Below are 19131 nucleotides of genomic sequence, written 5' to 3'. Positions count from 1 at the left end.
TACCGTCCACTATTGACATGTCAGTAATGGAATGTCACCGTTGAGTGCATGACTTCAGCCCTGCCCATCGGCGAAACCGACTTCTTCCGGCGCGGCAACTACGCACCCGTCGCCGACGAACTCACCGAATACGACCTGCCGGTCGACGGCGCCATCCCAGCCGAACTCGACGGCTGGTACCTGCGCAACGGCCCGAACCCACGCCAGGCGACCGAGCACTGGTTCACCGGCGACGGGATGATCCACGGGGTCCGCATCGAGGGCGGCGCAGCCAAGTGGTACCGCAACCGCTGGATCCGCACCGACAGTTTCGTCAAGGACTTCCCGCTGTACAACGCCGACGGCACGCGCAACCTGCGCTCCGCCGTCGCCAACACTCACGTCGTGAACCACGCAGGCAAGACACTGGCGCTGGTGGAATCCTCGCTGCCCTACGAGATCACCAACGACCTGGAAACCTTGGGCGCCTACGACTTCGGCGGGAAACTGGTCGACTCGATGACCGCGCACCCCAAGATCTGCCCGACGACCGGCGAGCTGCACTTCTTCGGATACGGCAGCATCTTCGAGCCCTATGTCACCTATCACCGCGCGGACGCCAATGGTGAACTGACCGTCAACCGCCCGGTGGATGTCAAGGCGCACACCATGATGCACGACTTCGCGATGACCGCAGGCCATGTCATCTTCATGGACCTGCCCGTCGTGTTCGACCTCGACATCGCGGTCAAGGGCGAAGGTGACATGCCCTACCGCTGGAGCGATGACTACGGCGCCCGATTCGGTGTGCTGCGCCGGGACGATCCCGACGCGCCGATCCGGTGGTTCGACATCGATTCGTGCTACGTGTTCCACGTTGCAAATGCGCACGATGACGGTAATTCTATTGTGCTGCAGGCAGTTCGCTACCCCGAACTGTGGCGCGGCAACGGCGGGTTCGACGTCGAGGGCGTGTTGTGGGAGTGGCGGATCGACCTGGCGGCCGGGACCGTCCGTGAGCGTCAGCTCGACGATCTCGGGGTGGAGTTCCCCCGCATCGATGATCGGTTGGCGGGTCTGCCCGCCCGGTACTCGGTGTCGGTCGCGGGTAACGCCTGGATCCGCTACGACCTGTCCACCGGCGCCGGGGCGCGCCACGAACTCGGATCCGGTGGACCGGGGGAAGCCGTGTTCGTCCCCGGCGCGGGTCCCGCCGACGAGAGCAACGGTTGGTACCTGGGCTACGTCTACAACCCGGAGCGGGACGGCAGCGATCTCGTGATCCTGGATGCGTCCGAATTCACCGGAGGCCCCGTCGCGACCATCAAACTGCCGCAGCGGGTTCCCTACGGCTTCCACGGGAACTGGGTCAGCGCCTAATGTGTGCGGATGGCCGGGTTCGGGTTCGACACGCTGGCACTGGTCGCGGTCATCGGCCTGACAGGACCGGCACTGGCCGCCGTCCCGCGGTTACGCATCCCGGTGGTCATCGGTGAGCTGATCGTCGGGATCGTCCTGGGCAGAAGTGGATTCGGCGTCGTCGATCACACCGATCCCACCTTCACCCTGCTGGCCGACATCGGTTTCGCGTTGGTGATGTTCGTCGTGGGCACCCACGTGCCGGTGCGCGACACCACGCTGCGCACCGCGCTTCCCAAGGCACTGGTTCGGGCGGTGTTGGTGGGGGCGGTGGCCGCCGTGCTCGGAGTGGTGATCGCGCACCTGTTCGCGACGGGCCACGCCGCGCTCTACGCCGTGGTGATGGCGTCCTCGTCGGCGGCACTCGCGCTGCCGGTGATCGACGGCCTGCGCCTACAGGGGCCGAACGTGCTGTCGGTAACCGCGCAGATCGCCATTGCCGATGCGGCATCGATCGTGTTGCTGCCCTTGGTGATCGACATCCAGCGGGCGCCGCGAGCGGCTCTCGGTGCGCTGGCCATTGCCGGCTGCGCGGCGGTGTTGTTCGTCGGGTTACGTGCCGCGAATGCCCGGGGGCTACGCAAACGCCTGCACCGCTACTCCGAGGATCACAAGTTCGCGCTTGAGCTGCGCCTGAGCCTGGTGATGCTGTTCGGACTGTCAGCGCTGGCCGTCGCCACCCACGTCTCGATCATGCTGGCCGGGTTCGCCCTCGGCCTGGTGGTGTCGGCTATCGGTGAGCCGCGGCGGCTGGCCAGGCAGTTGTTCGGTATCACCGACGGGTTCTTCGGCCCATTGTTCTTCATCTGGCTCGGAGCCTCGCTGCAAGTCCGCGAACTCGCCGACAAGCCCGAATTCATCGTGCTCGGAGTGACTTTGGGGATCGGTGCGGTGCTCGCCCACAGTGCAGGACGGTTGCTGGGCCAGCCTGTGACGCTGGCCGTGTTCTCCGCCGCTCAGCTCGGCGTGCCGGTTGCCGCCGCGACGCTGGGCACCGAGCAGCACCTGATGGCGCCAGGTGAGCCCGCCGCGCTGATGCTCGGCGCGCTGGTCACCATCGCGACCACCTCAGTCACCGGGGTGCTCGCGGCGCGGGTCAACCAGCCTGCACCCGATGTTCATTCGGGCTGACCCCGTAGGACCGTTTGAACGCGCTGCTCAACGCGAACGGCGTGGAGTAGCCGACCTGCCGGGCGACGGCAGCGATCGTGGCCTCGCTGCCGCGCAGCAGGTCGGCCGCCAGCGCCAGGCGCCAACCGGTGAGGAACGCGATCGGCGGTTCACCGACCTGATCGGTGAACCGGCGCGCAAAGACCGCGCGCGAACACCCCACTGCCGTAGCGAGATTGGAGACCGTCCAGGGGTGGGCCGGATTGTTGTAGATCAGCTTGAGGGCAGGCCCGATGACCGGGTCCCGTTCGGCCTGCCACCATGGTGGTGCCTTGTCGTCCCGGTCGAACCAGGTACGCAGGACCGCGATCAGCAGGAGGTCGAGCAACCGATCCAGATAGGCCTCCTGCCCGGACCCGTCGCGGCCGGCCTCGACCGACAGCAGATCGATCAGCGGCGTGTCCCACTCTTCGGCGTGCAGCACCAGCACAGCAGGCAGCGCGTCGAGCAGGCGGGTACTGACCTCGCTGCGACCCTCGTAGGCACAGACGATCGACTCCGCGCCCCCGTCGGCGCTGTTGCCCCAGCTGCGCAGCCCGAGCGACATCTCGAAATGCAGATCCTCGCCCGACAGCGTGGTGCACTGCTGTCCGGGGTTGATGATGACGCTCGGCGGCGTAGCCGGATCGTCGGCGAAGACGTAGTTCTCGGTGCCGCGGGTCACCGCCACGTCGCCCGGCCCGAGCCGGAAGATGCCGCTGTGCTCGCCGACGATGACGGCCTCGCCGCGCGTCTGGCAGATCAGGGCCAGCGGCGCTTCGTCGCGGATGGCGAGTGACCAGGGCGGCTCCATGCGGAGCCGCAACACGAATGCGCCCCGCGCGCGCACGCCGTCGAGCAGTCCGACCAGGGCGTCCACCTCGGTAGGGTAACGCTCATCCCGGCTTGCGCGCTTCGATCAGATGCCGGGATGAGTGCGCGACGAAGGATCCGTCGGTCGCGATCTGCCGGTGCAGTGCGGCGAGTTCGTCGCGATAGGCCGCGACGGTGAAGCCGGGCACGATCCAGATGACCTTGCGCAGGAAGTACACGACCGCGCCGACGTCGAAGAACTCCATCCGCAGCCGCTCGGCACGCAGGCCGACGATGTCGAGGCCGGCCCTCTGCGCCGCGGCACACTCGATGTCGGGATCTCGGGCCAGCCGGGCCTGTGGCTGCGGGCCGAGGAAGAACTCGGTGAGCTCGAAAACGCTTGCCGGTCCGACATGTTGAGCGAAGTAGGTGCCGCCGGGACACAGCACGCGCGCGATTTCGTCCCACCACACGGAGGCCGGGTGCCGGCTGAGAACCAGTTCGAACGCCGCGTCGGCGAACGGCAACGGCGGCTCATCGGGATCGGCGACCACGACAACCCCACGGGGTCCCAGCAGCCGGGTCGCCCGGTCGAGGTTGGGCGGCCAGGACTCGGTGGCTGCCATGGTCGGCGGGAACACCGTCGCTCCGGCGAGCACTTCGCCACCGCCGGTCTGGATGTCGAGCGCTGACGATGCCGCGGCCAGCCGTTCGCTCATCAGTCGTTGAAACCCCCAAGACGGTCGGGCTTCGGTGGCCCGTCCGTCCAGCCATGAGAAGTCCCAGCCGTCCACCGATGCCGCGTCGGCCTCGGTGATCAGCTCGTCGAATTCGCGGGTCATGGTCTCCATCGTCGCAGTGCCGACCGGCGAGACGATCACGTATGGAATCGGGAGTCTCGACCATGGAACGTCTCGGGTCGGCGCCGTTGACTGAAGCCATGACCATCAGCCCCGTCGCCGTCCTCACCGCAGCCGCCGCCCTAGGCAGTGCCGCGAGCGGTGGAATCTTCTACGCCTTCTCGACATTCGTGATGCGTGGCCTCGACCGGACCGGTCCCGTCGCCGCGATCACCGCGATGCGCGGGATGAACTCAGCGGCCAACACCAACGCGCCGTTCCTGCTGTTCCTGCTCGGCTCTGCGCTGCTCTCGGTGGCCCTCGGCGTGGTCGCACTGACGCAGATCGGCCGGCCGGGCAGTTGGTTCCTGCTGGCCGGCGCGATCTTCGGAGTCCTCGGGTTCCTCGTCACGATGCTGTTCAACGTGCCGCTCAACAACCACATCGATCAGGTCGATCTCACCGATGCAGCGGCCGAATGGCAGGCCTACCTGACCACCTGGACCGCGTGGAACCACGTGCGCGCCGCCTCCGGGTTCATCAGCGCGGTCCTGCTGGTGATCGGGCTGCGTTACCGCTGAGGCCCGGTGTGCGGCCGAGTGGCCAGTTGACACACGCGTTTTCGCGGATCATGTGTCATAACTGGCCACTGGGCGTCAAATCAGCTGAGCCGGCTTGCGGAACGCGTAGGCGACGATCCCGGCCGCGGCCAGCGCGAGTATCGCCGCGATGACCGCTGTCGGTGCGATCCCGGAATCAAACGCGGTGCGGGCCGAGTCGAGCAGTTGCGCCGCCGTGTTCGCCGGCAGGTCGGCGGCCACGGAGGTGGCGCCGCCGATGCTCTCCCCGGCGTCGGCCGCCTGTGTCGGGCTCAAGCCGGCCGGCAGGGCAATGTTGTTGCGGTAGAACGCCGTGAAGATCGTGCCGAGTGTGGCGGTGCCGATCACTGCGCCCAGCTCGTAGGCGGTCTCCGAGACAGCCGACGCCGCACCGGCTTTGGCGGCCGGTACCGAGGCGACGATGGTGTCGTTCGACACCGTCTGGGAGACGCCGACGCCGAGCTCGAGCACGATGAACGACACGATCACCGCGACCACCGACAGGTCGTGGCGGAACAGCAGGATCATGATGAACCCGGCCGCGACCAGCACCAGCCCGGCGACCATCAGGGTCTGCGGCGCAAAGCGTTTCGCCAGCTTGACCACGCTGATCCCGGCGACCATCGACACCACCGCGCCCGGCAGGGTCACCAGGCCGGCCGCCAGCGGAGACAGGCCGAGCACCAGCTGCAGGTGCTGCGAGATGAAGAAGATGAAGCCGATCAAGCCCACGATGGACAGGAAGTTCGCCAGGATCGACGAGCTGAACGGTGCGTAGGAGAACAGCCCGATGTCGAGCATCGGGGTGGCGCTGCGCTTCTGTCGAAGGACGAACAGCACGCCCGAGGCGATGCCCACCACGAAGGCCAGCCCGACCAGGACCGACAGCCCGTCGTGGGCAGCGGTCTTGATCGCCCACACGATGGGCAACATGGCGGTGAAGGACAGCGCCACGCTGGTCAGATCCAGCGGGCCCGGATTCGGGTCACGGGATTCCGGTATCAGCTTGGGACCCAGGACGAGCAGCGGCAGCAGGATCGGGACGGCCACCAAAAAGACCGACCCCCAATGGAAATGCTGCAACAGCGCGCCGCCGACGATCGGCCCGAGGGTCGATCCCGCGGTGAAGCACGAGGCCCAGATCGCGATGGCCAGCCGGCGCGCGGAGGCCTCGGTGAAGATGTTGCGGATCAACGACAGCGTCGAGGGCATCAGCATGGCACCGAACACGCCCAGCACGGCGCGGGCCAGCACCAGGTACTGCGCGCTCGGTGCGAAGGCGGCCGCGACCGACACCACCGCGAAACCGGTGGCGCCGATGAGCAGCATTCGACGCCGGCCCAACCGGTCGCCGAGGCTGCCCATGGCGACCAGAAGTGCGGCCAGCACCAGCGAGTAGACGTCGACGATCCAGAGCTGGGTGGATGCGGCGGGCCGGAAATCCTCGGCGATCGCCGGGAGGGCGAACGCCAGCACGGTGTTGTCGACCGCGATCAGGATGACCGGAAGGGCCAGCACGGCGAGTGCGAGCCAGGCGCGTTTGGGCGTCGGTGTCATCGACGGCGAGCCGTCGCGAGGGTCTGACGGCGAGCCGTCGCGAGGGTTTGACGGCGAGCCGTCGAGGCGGGTGGACATGGGGCTTGGCTCCAAGGACTCAAGAAGAGGGGCTCAGCCGCGCGGGAGATCAATGGTGCCCGCGGTCAGGCTGGTCATGATGGCGTCGACGATTTGGTGGCGGGGTGTGCCGTCCTGCTTGGCGGCTTCGTAGCCGGCGTCAAGCAGGGCCCAGAACACTCGCCGGGCCCATCCTGGGGGATATTCGGGCCTGTCGACAGCGGCGCGGTTGAGCACCTCGACGATCGCCTCGTCCCCGGTGTCGAGGTAGGCGGCCAGCTCGGGATCGGCCAGGATCGTCGGCTCGCTGTACACGAAGATCACGATGGGGCCCAGGTCGAGTTGACTTTCCACCACGCGGCGCAGCGCCGCATCTGCCGGACCGTGGGTGGGATCCGCGCGGTCGATTTCGGCGTTGCTGAGCTCGTGGACGTGGCGGGCGAGGGCCCGCAGGAGATCGGTGCGTTCCGGGTAGTACCGGTGCACGGTGCTGCGGCCGACGTCGGCGGCAGCGGCGATATCGGTCAGTGAGGCCGACGGATTGTCGGCCAGGACCGTCATGGCGGCATCGAGAATCGCCTTGCGGGTGCGCTCCCGCGGTCCGCTGTGCGACGACGCCGAACTGGTCATGCATCAAAATGTAGCATGACCGGGCCAAAATGGGACAGTGATGTCCCACACTTCAGCTGGGCAACGTGAACCCGCTGGTCGGAGGCGGTGGAGGGTAGTTCGGATACGGCGGGGGATAACGCGCTGGGAACGCCGGAGCCGGGGCCTGCGGCATGAGCCTGGCCAACGCGCGACGGTGCCGTTCGGCCAGCACCGCGGCCAGCACGTACTCGACCGGCGCGCCCGGCGGCGGCGGGGGTGAGATGCGGGAGGTCACCTCGCCGAAGATCCTCCCGCCCATCTCCTGGCGTATCCGCGGGTCGAGTTGGGCCGAGCGCGACACGAACTGCCTGGCGAGCTCGGCCTGCTCTGGGCCCAGCCCGGACAGTTCCAGCGAGCCGGCCCACCAGGCCAACGCCGGCGGCATGACCGGTGGCGGGTTCAACTTGGGCCCGCGCTCACTGATCACCACGGTCCCGGCGAAGATGTCACCGAGGCGCTTGCCCTTCGCCGACACCAGGCTGCAGATCACCGCAGGCCCGCCGGTGAGCATCCAGATCTCGATGAAGCCCGCCAGCCCGCGGAACAAGGCCTGCCGGAAGCGTTCCGGGCCGCCGTCCTCGGCCACCACCCGGAGACCCAACGCCATCTTGCCCAGCGACCGGCCGCGGGTCGCGGTCTCCATCACCACCGGATAACCCACCAGGGTCAGCACCGTGAAGATGATCAGAATGGCCGCCGTCAGTGCATCGTCGAGCTGGCTCAACGTGATCGACCACAACACCAGACCGGCCACATAGCCGACGGCGATCACCAGAATGTCGATCAACGCGGCCAGCGTGCGCACCGGCAACTGGGCGATCGCCACGTCGAGGACGACGGCGTCCCCGGTCACCACCGGCGCGGGCTGCCAAACCATACCGACACACGCTACCGACTACGCTTTGCCACGTGGATGTCGATGCGTTCGTCGTGGCCCATCGCCCCACCTGGGACCGGTTGGAGCAGTTGGTAAAACGACGCCGACGGTTGACCGGTGCGGAGGTGGACGAGCTCGTCGACCTCTATCAGCGGGTCTCGACGCACCTGTCGATGGTGCGTTCGGCCTCGCAGGATTCCGTTCTGGTCGGCCGGTTGTCTGGGCTGGTGGCCCGGGCACGCGCCGCGGTGACAGGTGCGCACGCTCCGCTCTGGCGCGAGTTCGTCCGGTTCTGGACCGTGTCCTTCCCCGTGGTGGCCTACCGGGCCTGGCGCTGGTGGCTGGGATCGGCGGTGGCGTTCTTCATCGTGACCGTCGCCCTGGCGCTGTGGGTGTCGGGCAACCCGGATGTGCACGCAGCCATCGGAACCCCCAGCGAGATCGACGAATTGGTGAACCACGACTTCGCGTCGTATTACAGCGAGCATCCCGCCGCGTCATTTGCCCTGCAGGTGTGGGTGAACAACTCCTGGGTGGCGGCGCAGTGCATCGCCTTCGCGATCCTGCTCGGCCTGCCCATCCCGTATGTGCTGTTCCAGAACGCGGCGAACCTCGGTGTGATCGCCGGACTGATGTTCAGCGCAGACAAGGGAGATCTCTTCCTCGGCCTGATCACCCCGCACGGACTGCTCGAGTTGACCGCGGTATTCCTGGCCGCCGCGGTGGGGATGCGGCTGGGTTGGACGGTGATCGCTCCCGGCGACCGACCCCGCGCACAGGTGCTGGCCGAACAGGGGCGGGCTGTTGTTGCGGCCGCGATCGGGCTGGCCGTCGTGCTCTTGATATCCGGTCTGATCGAGGCATTGGTGACACCGTCGCCGTTGCCCACCTGGATGCGGATCGGCATCGGTCTGGCCGCCGAACTCGCCTTTCTCGGCTACGTGTTCCATTTCGGCCGCAAGGCCGCCCGGGCGGGCGAGAGTGGAGACCTCGAGGACGCGCCCGACGTGCTGCCCACGGGCTGAACTTTTCCGGCGAGCAGACGCGCAGGGGGCTAGAGCTTGCCCGCAGCCTTCATCGCCAGATAGTGGTCGGCCAGGGCCGGCGCCAGGTCCTCGGGCCGGGCATCGACCACGTCGACCCCGTGGCCGCGCAGCCGCGACGCGATGGCCCGGCGGTCGTTTCGGGCCCGTTCGGCGGCCGCCGCGTCATAGACCTGCGCGGCGTCGGACCGACCCGCCGCCAACTGGTCCACCCGCGGATCGGAAACCGCAGCCAGCAGGACCTGATGTCGCGACGACAGTAGCGGCAGCACCGTCATCAACCCCTCGTCGAGCGCCGAGGCGTTGAGATCCGTCAGCAGCACCACCAGGGCCCGGCCCCGTACCCGCCGCGACACCGCCGAAACCATCGCCGTCGCATCGGATTCCACCAGCGCGGGCTGCAGGGGCGCCATCGCCGCGACCAGCGCGGCCAATAGTTCGGTGCGCGAGGCGCCCCACACCCCGGCACGTGTCACCCGGTCGATGGCCAGGAAGTCGACGTGATCTCCGGCGCGGGCAGCCAGCGCCGCCAGCAGCAGTGCGGCGTCCATCGACCAGTCCAGTCGCGGCCACCCGCCCGGATCCAGCGCGGTCGGGTCCACCCCGACCCGGCCCGCCGAGGTACGGCCGGTGTCGAGCACGATCACCACGCGCCGGTCGCGCTCCGGACGCCAGGTACGCACCACGACGTCGGCGCGCCGGGCAGTGGCGCGCCAGTCGATCGAGCGGACGTCGTCGCCGACCACATACTCACGCAGCGAGTCGAATTCGGTGCCCTGACCGCGGATCAGCACGGGGATCGCACCGTCCAACTGCCGCAGCCTGGCCAGCCGGGACGGAAGATGCTTGCGCGACAGGAACGGCGGCAGGACCCGTACCTGTCCGGGTAGCCGTTGCGAGCGTTGGCGTCCGGCGAGTCCCAGTGGCCCGATCGACCGCACCGTGACCAGCTCGCAGCGCTGGTCGCCGCGGCGCACTGGGTGCAATCGAGTGGCCAGGGAAATCGTTTGTCCCGCAACGATATTCACCTGGTGGGCGCGCGGTTGTGCCGACGCGCTGGGCGGCCAGGCATCGCGGACGGCGCCGCGGACCGTCCGCCGTCCGGTGTTGTGCACGGTGAGCCCGGCCTCGACGCTCTGGCCCAGCCGTGCGGTGGACTCGCCGCTGCGGGTGACCTGCAGGCTGCCGATGCGACCGGCCAGTGCGACATCTGCGACCACCGCTGCCGCCAGCAACGCCGCCAGTGTAGCGAAAGCCGTTGCCGGCCAAGGGGCCAACGCGATCGGCAGCACGCATACCAGTGCCACCAGACCGGCGCGGCCGGTGAGAACCATCAGCGCGGCACCGGGACGGCGGCCAGGATGCCGTCCAGTACGCCGTCAGAGGTGGCGCCTTCCAACTCGGCCTCGGGACGCAGCGCCACCCGGTGGCGAAGCGTCGAACGGGCCATCGCCTTGACGTCGTCGGGAGTCACGTAGTTCCGGCCGGACAGCCAGGCCCAGGATCGCGACGTGGCCAGCAGCGCGGTCGCGCCGCGCGGTGACACACCGAGCTGCAGGGACGGGGAATGCCGGGTGGCCCCGACGATGTCGACGATGTAACCGAGCACCTCGTCGCCGGCCAGGACCCGACGCACCGCGTCGCGCCCGGCGGCAAGCTCGGCCGCGCCGGCCACCGGCTGGACGGCTGACAGGTCACGCGGGTCGAAGCCCTGCGCATGCCGGCTCAGGATCGCGATCTCCTGATCCCGCGGCGGCAGCGGCACGGTGAGCTTGAGCAGGAAGCGGTCCAACTGAGCCTCGGGCAGCTGATACGTGCCCTCGTACTCGATCGGGTTCTGGGTGGCTGCCACGATGAACGGGTCGGGCAGCGGCCGAGGCATGCCGTCGACGCTGACCTGACGCTCCTCCATGGCTTCCAGAAGGGCCGCCTGGGTTTTCGGTGGCGTCCGGTTGATCTCATCGGCCAGCAGCAGGTTGGTGAACACGGGGCCGGCGCGGAACTCGAACTCGGCGGTGCGCGCGTCGTACACCAGCGAGCCGGTGACGTCGCCGGGCATCAGGTCCGGCGTGAACTGCACGCGCTTGAACTCCAACTGCAGGGCCGCCGCCAGGGTGCGCACCAGCAGGGTCTTGGCCACCCCCGGCACGCCTTCGAGCAGCACGTGCCCGCGACACAGCAGCGCTACCACCAGCCCGCTGATCACCGCATCCTGTCCGACCACCACCTTGGCGATCTCGTTGCGCAGGGCCAGCAGGGCGTCACGGGCCGAATCGGAGCCGGCATTCTCTGGATGGGGCTGAGTCACGACTGCGCGACCTGCCTTTCGATGTCGTCGAGTTGGTGTGCGAGGTGGACGAGTTCGGCGTCGGTCGCAGGCGGTGGGCCGAACAGGATGTGTCCGACCGAGTTCGAGGCGGTGCCGCACCGCGCGGCGACAGCGGCGGCCACCGCCTGTGGTGCCGCCGACGAGTTCAGGCCGAGCCTGGGCAACATCCGGCCCAGTGCGGCCGCGCGCAAGGCGTCGGCGGCCCGGTCGCGAGCCCGGCGGGAGCGGTACAACCGGCCACGCCCCTCGACGGTCTCCGACGCGCGGACCACCACGGGCAGGATTTCGGCGACCAGCGGACCGAGGCGCCGTCCCTGCGCCACCGCGAGCAGGGCCACCACCAGGCACAGCTGCAGGACGATCCACCGGATCTGCGGCGGCATCAGATCCGACAGCGTGCCGTCACCGGTCGACTCGGCCTCGAAATGCTGTGGTGCATACCAGATCACCCGCGGTGCGGCACCGGCCAGATTCATCGCCAGTGCCGCGTTGCCCTGCTTGAGCAGGCGCGCGTTGGTCATGAAGGAGTCGGCGCCGACGACCGTGACGGTGCGCGTCCCGTCGTGGTAGCGGACCAGCGCGCCGTCGTAGCACGACGTCAGCGGCGAACTGTTGGCGGCGACGTAGGTGTCGGTGGTGCCCAGCTGGACGGCACCGGCCCGGTTCGCCTCGGGCAGTTCACAATCCGGCTCGCGGCCGCCGAACTCCGTCGGTTTGCCGAGCCGGACCTGAGGTGCCAGCTTCTCCCGAACGAGTCCGGACGGCGCGACCAACAGGAGGTCGCCGGGGGTATCGGCGAGCCGGTCGACGGTCTTGTCGCCGGACAGATACATCGTCTGAGCCACCACCAGCAGGGTGCCGGGCCGGGCGGCCTGCTGCACCTGGTCGGCATCGGTCGCGGTGATCACCTCGACACCGTGGTCCCGCAGCAGACTGACCAACGCGTGCGTTCCCTCCGGCGACGTCGACTCGGGGTCCAACGCCCCACCCGGGCGCGGTGCGGTCAGATACACCGTCACGACGGAAACCGCGACGATCACGGCGAACCCCAGCAGAACCCAGCGTGCCGTGCGGAAACGGTGTCGGATCGAATCGGCGCTCACGGCACCCCGGCCTCGTCGAGTGCCGCGATCTCCCGGTAGGACGCCTCGGTACCCGGTTGCTCGCCGTAGGTGACGTCGTTGAACGTGTTTGCCGCGCTGAACAGTCCGGCCGAAAGGCCCGGTAGTGCCGCCGCGGCGTCGCGGGCGAGTTCGGTCGCGGTACGGCCCGGGACCGCGTCGAGCACCCCGGTCTCCTCAAGGTGGCGGGCCAGCGCGCGGACCCGGTGACGAATCGCGGCCGACCAATCTCCCTGTGCGGCATATTGTTCAGCGATCGAACGGTGCTGTGCGGCGCTGAGCTCCTGACTGCCGAACAGGGCGTGGTCAGCGCGACGCGCAGTACGCATGGTGCGCCGTGCGATCCGCACCGCTACCACGATGGCCACCACGAGCAGGATGGCCAGCACCGAGATGGTGAACCAGCCACCGGGGATCGTCGAGCCCGCCGCGGTGATCCGGTACAGCAGATCGTTGATCCAGTCGCCGATCTGTTCAGTCGGTGAAGCCCTGGGATAGATCGGTTTGGTCAGCTCGTTCTGCGCGGCGTCGTGCGCAGCGTCACGGTCGATGTCGATGCCCGTCACCTCAGACGTACCGCGGCAGCCATAGTTGGTCGGTAGTTTCCACCGGTGCACCCGCGCCTGTCTGCAGCATCAGGTCGAAAGCCTCGGCGCGGAACCGCCGGTCGGCGTAGAGCAGCACCACCACGCCCGCGCTGAACGGTGCGGTGACGATCTGCCCGATCGCTCCACCGACGGCGGTCAGGATCAGTGCAGGCACCGTGGGGCCCTCGGCGACCATCGTCATGATCTGCCCCGCCACGTTGAACGGCGCACCCACCCCCCAGGCCATCACCGCGGCCACGATGGTGGCCAGCACCCAGATGCCGAACACACGCCAGAAGTCCTTGTTCACCAACGTGAATGACCGCTTGACCGCATCGACGATGCCAAGCTGCTCCAGCACGATCGCCGCGGGGGCGAACAGCAGAACCGTCGACACGTAGAGCACACCGAGCAACGTGAGCAGCACGAGTGGCATACCGACGGCGAACGCGGCCAACCCGCCGCCCAGTGCACCGGCTCCGACGATCACGACCGCGACGATCCCGACGACCACCACCAGGGCAAGGGCCTGCAACACGGTCAACCCGATCAGCGCCGGCAGCCGTCCGCGCAGCCGTCGCCAGGCCTCGCCGATGGTGATGGTGCCGCCGAACACCGAGCGGCCGATCACCACCGTGAGCATGCCGCTGAGCAGAAGCGAGGCCAGAGTCGTGACGACGATGCCGACGAACGCCCCGGTCGCGAACACCGCGATGGTCCCGGATGACGGGGTCTCGCCCTGCAGTGTGGGGTCGAATTCGCCGAGGGCGGACAGCGGCCCGATCTGCAGTGCGAGCGTGACGATCTGCGACGCGAGAACGACCACGGTGGCCAGACCCAGCGTCGCCTTCGGATTGGTGCGGACGTAGGCGAGGGAGCCGTTGAAAATGTCGGTCAGGCTCAACGGGCGAAGCGGGATGGCACTCCCCGCATATGGCCGACCGCTCGTCATCCTCTCACCGTAGTTCCCGTCAGCAACTACGGTGGACCCATGCCGACCGAGATCATCGTGCGTGGGTCTTTTTCCGCGTTTCGGCCGCCGGAACGTGCGACGGTCCATGCCACGCTCGGTTACGAGGGGCCGGCCATCGAACCGGTATACGAGCGCGTGGTCCGCGACCTCGACACGGTGAAATCCTCGATCACCCCGCTGCACAAGCCCGAGGCCGGCCCGGTCACCTGGTGGTCCACCGGCCAGGTCCGCACCTGGGCCAACCGACCCTGGAACAACGAGGGCAAGCAGCTGCCGCTCGTGCACCACGCAAGTGTCGACATCCAGGTCAAGTTCAGCGATTTCACCGCGTTGTCGCGATGGGTCGGCGGTCATGTCACCGAAACCGGCGGCTTTTCGTTGTCGCGGATCGAATGGGCGCTGACCACCGAGCATCGCGACGAGCTGGTCGCCCAGGTCCACACCCAGGCGGTGCAGGACGCCGTCACCCGGGCCCAGCGCTACTCCGATGCCCTGGCACTCGGGCCGGTGCGGCCGGTGGCGATCGGCGACGCCGGGATGGTGTGCCGGCCGCCCGACGATTCGTCGTCCCCGCCGATGATGCGCGCCATGGCAGTGCGCGGCGGCGCGGCGCCCGAAATCGAGTTCGCACCCGCCGATATCGAGGTCTCGGTCGCGGTCGACGCGAAATTCGTGGCGAGCGACGACTGATCGCAGCTAGGTTGGCGCTATGGCCGAGCTCAAGGACAAGCTGCGTGCGGATCTGACCGCCGCGATGAAGTCGCAGGACAAACTGCGCACCGCCACCCTGCGAATGGTGCTGGCCGCCATCCAGAGCGAAGAAGTCTCCGGTAAGCAGGCAAGGGAACTGTCCGACACCGAGGTGATTGCGGTGCTGGCCCGCGAATCGAAGAAGCGTGGCGAGGCGGCCGAGGTCTACACCCAGAACGGGCGCGGCGAATTGGCGGCCAACGAGCACGCCGAGGCCAGGATCATCGACGAGTATCTGCCCACCCCGTTGACCGATGCCGAGTTGGCCGACGTCGCCGACACCGCCATCGCGCAGGTCGCCGAGCAGATCGGGGAACGGCCCGGCATGCGTCAGATGGGCCAGGTGATGAAGGCCGCCACCGCCATTGCCGCGGGCAAGGCCGACGGGGCGCGGTTGTCGGCGGCGGTCAAGGCCCGGCTGTAGCGCTCGCGATGCGTTGAAACCCACGGCGACGGGTATCTCAAGCTCATGCCAACCGGTAAGGGGATCTACGACGAAGAGCACCGCGAGAACAGCGGTGAAGCGACCGACAAGCGTGATCGGGCCAAGAAAGTTCCGGAAGACACCCCGGATGTCGACACCACCGAGAGCACCAGTCAGGAGCCGCCCGACTGAACGCTATTCGGCATCGCGCCCGACGCGGCTGCCGTGGTAGGCGCTGCGCCGGATATCTGCCAGCCACGTGGGCACCAGTCGGACCCCGTCGGCCTCGTGCAGTGCGGGATCGAAGGACACGTCACGACCGTGCGGCAGCTTCTCGCGCAGTGACAGCCGGGCGACGGGCTCGAATTCGCCGGTGGCGGGGGACTGCTCGATGTCGAACTCGACCCCACCGCGTTCCAATTGCTGGTTCACGCTGCCGAGCGAAAGCCCGGCGCCATCGAAGTCGGTGGTCAGGCGGGCTCGCAGCCACCACAGCGCGCCCTCGAATCGCAGCGGCATCACACTCGAGAACGTGATCCCGGCCCAGGAATTGGCCGGCCACAAGACAAATCGATTGCCGGCCAGTGTGGAGGCCAACAGCACATCCCACGGTGTCCCCGACAGCTGCGGTGGCATCCGCCACGCCAGGCCGGCGATGTCCGGCACCGAATCCGGTGTCCCGATCCCTTTCGACAACCTCCCGACCACATCGCACGAGTAGAGCGGCAGGCCTCGGCCGGCGGGTGCGGTGCGCTCCAGATGACCTCGCGCCAGCACACCGTTCGGGTGGAACAGCCGTCGGTGCCGCATCGCGGCACCGAGCTCGACCGGCCAGGACGCAACATCGGAGATCTTCATGCCACCGGTTGCCCGCCGTGCGGCGGTGACAAACGTCGCAGCTAGACCGGAATCCGCCAGAGCGCTTCCTGGCTGACGCTGGCGATCAGTGTGCCGGCGGCGTCGTACAGCGAGCCGCGGGCCAGACCACGGGAATCGTTGTGGTTCGCCGACTGCAACTCATATCGGTGCCAGCCGCGGGGCAGGAACGGGCGATGGAACCAGATCGAGTGGTCCAGGCTGGCGGCGAAGCCGAGATCGGACCGCAGCGGGACCGTCGGCGGGAGCGCTGAGGGGACCGGACCGAGATCCGACATGAAGGTCAGGGTGCAGGCCCGGATCAGCGGATCGTCCTCGATCTCGACCTGGCTGCGGATCCAGAACGGCGACACCGCGAACTCTGAGGTGTCGCTGGGCATGGTGCGTAGGTCGAACTTGTCGCCGAAGTCCATGACGTCGTGCTTTGGGGCGGCCGCGTCGAACTCCAGGGCGGGCACGGCGTCGGGAGACCAATCCAGACCGGGCTCGGGTTGATGGAACGACGCCAGCATCTCCAGGATCACCTTGCCGTCCTGGCTGGCCGTGACGTGCCGGGTCGCGAACGCGCGTCCGTCGCGGGTGCGGTCGACGTGGAACTCGACGTCGGCGTCGTAGCGACCGCCGCGGACGAAGTAGGTGTGCAGCGATTGCGGAAGCTGGCCGCCATCGACCGTGGCCCCCGCCACGCTCAACGATTGGGCGGCGATCAGCCCGCCGAACAGCCGCTCGGTCGCCCCTCTGCGCGGTTCCCGAATGCAGAAGTCATCACCATCGCGATCGAACTGCAACAGTTCGGCGATCCAGCTCAGCGCGGCCATCGGCCGACGCTATCAACTGCTTGGTTGGGACCTTGGTCACACTCGGGCGAAATAGCGCTGGCCGTCAGAGGCCATGCGCCCGAACGCCGCTTTGACCACCGGCGCCAACCCCTTGAACGGGATCGCGAACAACGGCTTCGGCTCGATCGCCACGATCCAGGTGAACTGCGTCTCTCCGTCGCCCGCGGGCTCTACCAGGTAGTCCTCGGCGAACCGGCGCAGCGACGGAATGTTGGCGTGGTCGACGGTGAACGAGTACCGCCGGCCCTCCTCCCACCGGAAGAACGTCTCGTGCACCCGAGCGACCCCGGGTGCCAGCGTGACCTCGCGGGAGGTGCCGACGCCGAACGGCCGCGGCGACAGCCACTCGACCTTGTTGACCGACGGTCCCCAGGCGGCCAGGGACTCATCGGAGACCAGCGACTCCCACACCTTTTCTGGCGGCGCGGCGAACCGCTTCTGATAGGTGAAGATGTGCGGCGCCGTGCTGAAGAAGGCGGCGTCGGCGGGTTCCAGCCTGAACCGGGGCATGGTGCCAGCATGCCGTAGAACGGCACTCCGGGATACTTGGAGCCAAGCGCACGGCGGAGGGGAGATCTATGACGGCGGCGCTCGCTGGCCGCTACGAGCTACGTGGCGTGCTCGGCCGAGGCGGCATGGCCGAGGTGCGCGATGGCTGGGACACCCGGCTGTCGCGTCCGGTCGCGATCAAACTGCTCTACCCGGCCCTGGCCTCCGACGAAGCGACACGTCGGCGGTTCGAGGACGAAGCGCGCGCCGCCGCCGCGCTCAACCACCCCAACATCGTCGCGGTCCACGACAGCGGTGACGACCACGGGACGCCGTTCATCGTGATGGAAAGGCTGCCCGGGCCGACCCTGGCCGAGGAGATCGCGGCCGGACCGCTGTCCGCCGACCGGGTGCGTTGGGTGCTGACCGACCTGCTGGGTGCGCTGACCGCTGCCCACGGCGCGGGCATCCTGCACCGCGACATCAAACCTGGCAACGTCCTGATCACCAGTTCGGGGACCGCCAAGCTTGCCGACTTCGGTATCGCCAAGACCGCCGGAACCGCCCACACCCACGTCGGGACCGTGTTCGGCACGCCGGATTACCTGAGCGCACAACGGATTACGGGCCACCCGGCGACGGTGTCGGATGATCTGTACGCCGTCGGTGTCCTCGGCTACGAGGCGCTGACCGGACGGCGGCCCTTCACTCGGGACCACCCGATCGCCACCATGCGCGCAGTCGTCGACGAAGCTCCGATGCCGATCGGCATGCTGCGCCCCGACGTCGACCCCGCTCTGGTCCACGTGCTGGAGCGCGCGATGGCGCGGGACCCGGCCTATCGCTTCGCCGACGCCGCCGAGATGCGGGCGGCATTGCACGCCGCGCCGACGGCTCCTCCTGCGACCCTGATGCTGCCTTCCCCGCTGCCGGCCCGCCGGTCGCGCGTTCGGATGGTGCTCGCCGGACTGGCCGTGGCGGCGGCCGGCGCCCTCGGGGCCATTCTGTTGATCGCCGATCCGCCGCCGCAGCGCGCGCCGGCCGTGACGCCGGTGACCACCACTGTCGAGCCGACCGTGCCTGCCGCGACGAGCATCCCGACCTTCCGGCCGACGCTCCCGCCTGACGAGGGCGATTGGGGCAACTGGAACGGCCACGGTCAAGACCAGGGCGATGGCAATGGCAATGGGAACGGCAACGGGAACCGCAAGGGCCACGGCAAGAAAGGCCATCCGCATGAGTGACGGCGCCTGACCCGCCTGGCGATCCGTCCGGGGACCGGCCCGAGACTGGGAATAGATGCCGGGGTCGCAACGTTTTCCATTGCATAGAAACTCTATGTTTTCAATGGATTGGTTCGATATGAATAAATTCGGCATCAAACTCTCCACCGCGGTTGGTGGATGCGCGGTTGTTGCACTGAGTGCGTTGGGGGTCGTCGGAGGCCTGCAGAGTCATCCCGTCTCTCTTCTCGGGTCCGAGCCGGCTTCTCCGATGCAGACCGGGGTAACCATCACGCCGTCCAACCCGGCGCAGGCACCCGAGGTCCCCATGGCCACTCCGGGAATCAAGGGACCGGCTCCGCTGCCGCCGGAAGAACAGGGACTACCGGGATAGGCAAGCTTTCGACCGGAAAGACAAAGGCCCAGACCGGATCTCTCTGGTCTGGGCCTTGATCACACGAGTCGGGGTGGCGGGATTCGAACCCACGACCTCTTCGTCCCGAACGAAGCGCGCTACCAAGCTGCGCCACACCCCGT

The 19131-nt window shown here is 68.2% G+C and carries 22 protein-coding genes and 1 tRNA gene; 9 read left to right on the top strand and 14 right to left on the bottom strand.

What is annotated here, in order from left to right:
* The first annotated feature begins 48 nt into the window (after positions 1-48).
* Both AC4ELH_RS25835 and AC4ELH_RS25830 read left to right on the top strand, forming a co-directional pair.
* Positions 49-1359 (top strand): carotenoid oxygenase family protein, encoded by a 1311-nt coding sequence (locus AC4ELH_RS25835; RefSeq protein ID WP_498887581.1) that lies wholly within the window; start codon positions 49-51, stop codon positions 1357-1359.
* 9 nt (positions 1360-1368) lie between these two features.
* Entirely contained in the window at positions 1369-2529 is a 1161-nt protein-coding gene (locus AC4ELH_RS25830; RefSeq protein ID WP_498887579.1) for a cation:proton antiporter, read from the top strand.
* Here the strand turns inward: AC4ELH_RS25830 and AC4ELH_RS25825 are convergent.
* Together AC4ELH_RS25825 and AC4ELH_RS25820 are read right to left on the bottom strand one after the other, a co-directional pair.
* Positions 2495-3427, bottom strand: coding sequence for an AraC family transcriptional regulator (locus tag AC4ELH_RS25825; RefSeq protein WP_498887577.1), 933 nt, complete (start codon positions 3425-3427; stop codon positions 2495-2497). The two genes, AC4ELH_RS25830 and AC4ELH_RS25825, sit on opposite strands and share 35 nt — an antisense overlap.
* Positions 3428-3443: 16 nt before the next feature.
* Positions 3444-4202 carry a methyltransferase domain-containing protein gene (locus AC4ELH_RS25820; RefSeq protein WP_498887575.1) on the bottom strand — a complete coding sequence of 253 codons (759 nt, stop codon included), beginning with the start codon at positions 4200-4202 and terminating at the stop codon, positions 3444-3446.
* 98 nt (positions 4203-4300) lie between these two features.
* Between AC4ELH_RS25820 and AC4ELH_RS25815 the strand changes: the two genes are divergently transcribed.
* The gene (locus tag AC4ELH_RS25815) at positions 4301-4780 is read left to right on the top strand and encodes an anthrone oxygenase family protein (protein ID WP_498887573.1); all 480 of its coding nucleotides are present in this window, start codon (positions 4301-4303) and stop codon (positions 4778-4780) included.
* Between the two features lie 75 nt (positions 4781-4855).
* Here AC4ELH_RS25815 and lfrA read toward each other — a convergent pair whose 3' ends face one another.
* From lfrA to AC4ELH_RS25800, 3 genes are read right to left on the bottom strand one after another with little or no spacing between them, the layout of a single operon-like run.
* Complete coding sequence (lfrA, locus tag AC4ELH_RS25810; RefSeq protein ID WP_498887571.1) at positions 4856-6433, bottom strand: efflux MFS transporter LfrA; 1578 nt, start codon at positions 6431-6433, stop codon at positions 4856-4858.
* Between the two features lie 33 nt (positions 6434-6466).
* Positions 6467-7042: a TetR/AcrR family transcriptional regulator gene (locus AC4ELH_RS25805; protein WP_064888141.1), complete on the bottom strand. Its 576-nt coding sequence runs from the start codon at positions 7040-7042 to the stop codon at positions 6467-6469.
* Positions 7043-7094: 52 nt separating this feature from the next.
* The gene (locus AC4ELH_RS25800; protein ID WP_448445304.1) at positions 7095-7940 is read right to left on the bottom strand and encodes an RDD family protein; all 846 of its coding nucleotides are present in this window, start codon (positions 7938-7940) and stop codon (positions 7095-7097) included.
* Positions 7941-7972: 32 nt separating this feature from the next.
* Here AC4ELH_RS25800 and AC4ELH_RS25795 point away from each other — a divergent pair, with 32 nt between their 5' ends.
* A complete protein-coding gene (locus AC4ELH_RS25795) occupies positions 7973-8965 on the top strand; it encodes a stage II sporulation protein M (RefSeq protein WP_448445306.1) in 993 nt (330 codons plus the stop codon).
* A gap of 29 nt (positions 8966-8994) precedes the next feature.
* On the opposite strand, the gene AC4ELH_RS25790 is transcribed toward AC4ELH_RS25795, so the two are convergent.
* The 5 genes from AC4ELH_RS25790 to AC4ELH_RS25770 are packed head-to-tail and all read right to left on the bottom strand — an operon-like array spanning position 8995 to position 13972.
* A complete protein-coding gene (locus AC4ELH_RS25790; RefSeq protein ID WP_498887568.1) occupies positions 8995-10317 on the bottom strand; it encodes a DUF58 domain-containing protein in 1323 nt (440 codons plus the stop codon).
* Entirely contained in the window at positions 10317-11291 is a 975-nt protein-coding gene (locus AC4ELH_RS25785; protein ID WP_064888134.1) for an AAA family ATPase, read from the bottom strand. Before AC4ELH_RS25785 ends, AC4ELH_RS25790 begins: the two co-directional genes overlap by 1 nt.
* Positions 11288-12415 carry a DUF4350 domain-containing protein gene (locus AC4ELH_RS25780; RefSeq protein ID WP_448445309.1) on the bottom strand — a complete coding sequence of 376 codons (1128 nt, stop codon included), beginning with the start codon at positions 12413-12415 and terminating at the stop codon, positions 11288-11290. The genes AC4ELH_RS25785 and AC4ELH_RS25780 overlap by 4 nt, the downstream gene beginning before the upstream one ends.
* Positions 12412-12999, bottom strand: a complete 588-nt coding sequence (locus AC4ELH_RS25775) for a DUF4129 domain-containing protein (protein ID WP_448445311.1) — start codon at positions 12997-12999, stop codon at positions 12412-12414. The genes AC4ELH_RS25780 and AC4ELH_RS25775 overlap by 4 nt, the downstream gene beginning before the upstream one ends.
* A 1-nt stretch (position 13000) precedes the next feature.
* Complete coding sequence (locus AC4ELH_RS25770; protein WP_448445313.1) at positions 13001-13972, bottom strand: DUF7847 domain-containing protein; 972 nt, start codon at positions 13970-13972, stop codon at positions 13001-13003.
* 39 nt (positions 13973-14011) lie between these two features.
* Here AC4ELH_RS25770 and AC4ELH_RS25765 point away from each other — a divergent pair, with 39 nt between their 5' ends.
* The 3 genes from AC4ELH_RS25765 to AC4ELH_RS25755 are packed head-to-tail and all read left to right on the top strand — an operon-like array spanning position 14012 to position 15359.
* On the top strand, positions 14012-14683 hold the full coding sequence (locus AC4ELH_RS25765) for an SIMPL domain-containing protein (protein WP_448445314.1): 672 nt from the start codon (positions 14012-14014) through the stop codon (positions 14681-14683).
* Between the two features lie 19 nt (positions 14684-14702).
* On the top strand, positions 14703-15167 hold the full coding sequence (locus AC4ELH_RS25760) for a GatB/YqeY domain-containing protein (protein ID WP_003883826.1): 465 nt from the start codon (positions 14703-14705) through the stop codon (positions 15165-15167).
* Between the two features lie 45 nt (positions 15168-15212).
* Complete coding sequence (locus AC4ELH_RS25755; RefSeq protein WP_165609148.1) at positions 15213-15359, top strand: hypothetical protein; 147 nt, start codon at positions 15213-15215, stop codon at positions 15357-15359.
* Positions 15360-15362: 3 nt separating this feature from the next.
* On the opposite strand, the gene AC4ELH_RS25750 is transcribed toward AC4ELH_RS25755, so the two are convergent.
* The 3 genes from AC4ELH_RS25750 to AC4ELH_RS25740 are packed head-to-tail and all read right to left on the bottom strand — an operon-like array spanning position 15363 to position 17392.
* Entirely contained in the window at positions 15363-16025 is a 663-nt protein-coding gene (locus tag AC4ELH_RS25750) for a phosphodiesterase (RefSeq protein ID WP_448445317.1), read from the bottom strand.
* 41 nt (positions 16026-16066) lie between these two features.
* The gene (locus tag AC4ELH_RS25745; RefSeq protein ID WP_463791846.1) at positions 16067-16861 is read right to left on the bottom strand and encodes an acyl-CoA thioesterase; all 795 of its coding nucleotides are present in this window, start codon (positions 16859-16861) and stop codon (positions 16067-16069) included.
* Between the two features lie 36 nt (positions 16862-16897).
* Positions 16898-17392, bottom strand: a complete 495-nt coding sequence (locus tag AC4ELH_RS25740; RefSeq protein ID WP_064958196.1) for an SRPBCC family protein — start codon at positions 17390-17392, stop codon at positions 16898-16900.
* Positions 17393-17460: 68 nt separating this feature from the next.
* On the opposite strand from AC4ELH_RS25740, the gene AC4ELH_RS25735 reads away from it, so the two are divergent.
* Together AC4ELH_RS25735 and AC4ELH_RS25730 are read left to right on the top strand one after the other, a co-directional pair.
* Positions 17461-18615 carry a serine/threonine-protein kinase gene (locus AC4ELH_RS25735; RefSeq protein WP_498887563.1) on the top strand — a complete coding sequence of 385 codons (1155 nt, stop codon included), beginning with the start codon at positions 17461-17463 and terminating at the stop codon, positions 18613-18615.
* A 103-nt stretch (positions 18616-18718) separates the two neighbouring features.
* Positions 18719-18988, top strand: coding sequence for a hypothetical protein (locus AC4ELH_RS25730; protein ID WP_498887561.1), 270 nt, complete (start codon positions 18719-18721; stop codon positions 18986-18988).
* Between the two features lie 68 nt (positions 18989-19056).
* Here the strand turns inward: AC4ELH_RS25730 and AC4ELH_RS25725 are convergent.
* A tRNA-Pro gene (locus tag AC4ELH_RS25725) sits at positions 19057-19130 on the bottom strand.
* Position 19131 lies beyond the last annotated feature (1 nt).

The organism is Mycobacterium shunyiense, assembly GCF_058270075.1.
The sequence above is the reverse complement of the archived record's forward strand: the minus strand, read 5'-3'. Positions and strand labels throughout refer to the sequence as shown.

Excerpts from the sequence above, each read along its gene's own strand:
- AC4ELH_RS25835 (WP_498887581.1), top strand. The coding sequence starts at position 49 with ATGACTTCAGCCCTGCCCATCGGCGAAACCGACTTCTTCCGGCGCGGC.
- AC4ELH_RS25830 (WP_498887579.1), top strand. The coding sequence starts at position 1,369 with ATGGCCGGGTTCGGGTTCGACACGCTGGCACTGGTCGCGGTCATCGGC.
- AC4ELH_RS25820 (WP_498887575.1), bottom strand. The coding sequence starts at position 4,202 with ATGACCCGCGAATTCGACGAGCTGATCACCGAGGCCGACGCGGCATCG.
- AC4ELH_RS25815 (WP_498887573.1), top strand. The coding sequence starts at position 4,301 with ATGACCATCAGCCCCGTCGCCGTCCTCACCGCAGCCGCCGCCCTAGGC.
- lfrA (WP_498887571.1), bottom strand. The coding sequence starts at position 6,433 with ATGTCCACCCGCCTCGACGGCTCGCCGTCAAACCCTCGCGACGGCTCG.
- AC4ELH_RS25805 (WP_064888141.1), bottom strand. The coding sequence starts at position 7,042 with ATGACCAGTTCGGCGTCGTCGCACAGCGGACCGCGGGAGCGCACCCGC.
- AC4ELH_RS25800 (WP_448445304.1), bottom strand. The coding sequence starts at position 7,940 with ATGGTTTGGCAGCCCGCGCCGGTGGTGACCGGGGACGCCGTCGTCCTC.
- AC4ELH_RS25790 (WP_498887568.1), bottom strand. The coding sequence starts at position 10,317 with ATGGTTCTCACCGGCCGCGCCGGTCTGGTGGCACTGGTATGCGTGCTG.
- AC4ELH_RS25770 (WP_448445313.1), bottom strand. The coding sequence starts at position 13,972 with ATGACGAGCGGTCGGCCATATGCGGGGAGTGCCATCCCGCTTCGCCCG.
- AC4ELH_RS25765 (WP_448445314.1), top strand. The coding sequence starts at position 14,012 with ATGCCGACCGAGATCATCGTGCGTGGGTCTTTTTCCGCGTTTCGGCCG.
- AC4ELH_RS25760 (WP_003883826.1), top strand. The coding sequence starts at position 14,703 with ATGGCCGAGCTCAAGGACAAGCTGCGTGCGGATCTGACCGCCGCGATG.
- AC4ELH_RS25755 (WP_165609148.1), top strand. The coding sequence starts at position 15,213 with ATGCCAACCGGTAAGGGGATCTACGACGAAGAGCACCGCGAGAACAGC.
- AC4ELH_RS25750 (WP_448445317.1), bottom strand. The coding sequence starts at position 16,025 with ATGAAGATCTCCGATGTTGCGTCCTGGCCGGTCGAGCTCGGTGCCGCG.
- AC4ELH_RS25745 (WP_463791846.1), bottom strand. The coding sequence starts at position 16,861 with ATGGCCGCGCTGAGCTGGATCGCCGAACTGTTGCAGTTCGATCGCGAT.
- AC4ELH_RS25740 (WP_064958196.1), bottom strand. The coding sequence starts at position 17,392 with ATGCCCCGGTTCAGGCTGGAACCCGCCGACGCCGCCTTCTTCAGCACG.
- AC4ELH_RS25735 (WP_498887563.1), top strand. The coding sequence starts at position 17,461 with ATGACGGCGGCGCTCGCTGGCCGCTACGAGCTACGTGGCGTGCTCGGC.
- AC4ELH_RS25730 (WP_498887561.1), top strand. The coding sequence starts at position 18,719 with ATGGATTGGTTCGATATGAATAAATTCGGCATCAAACTCTCCACCGCG.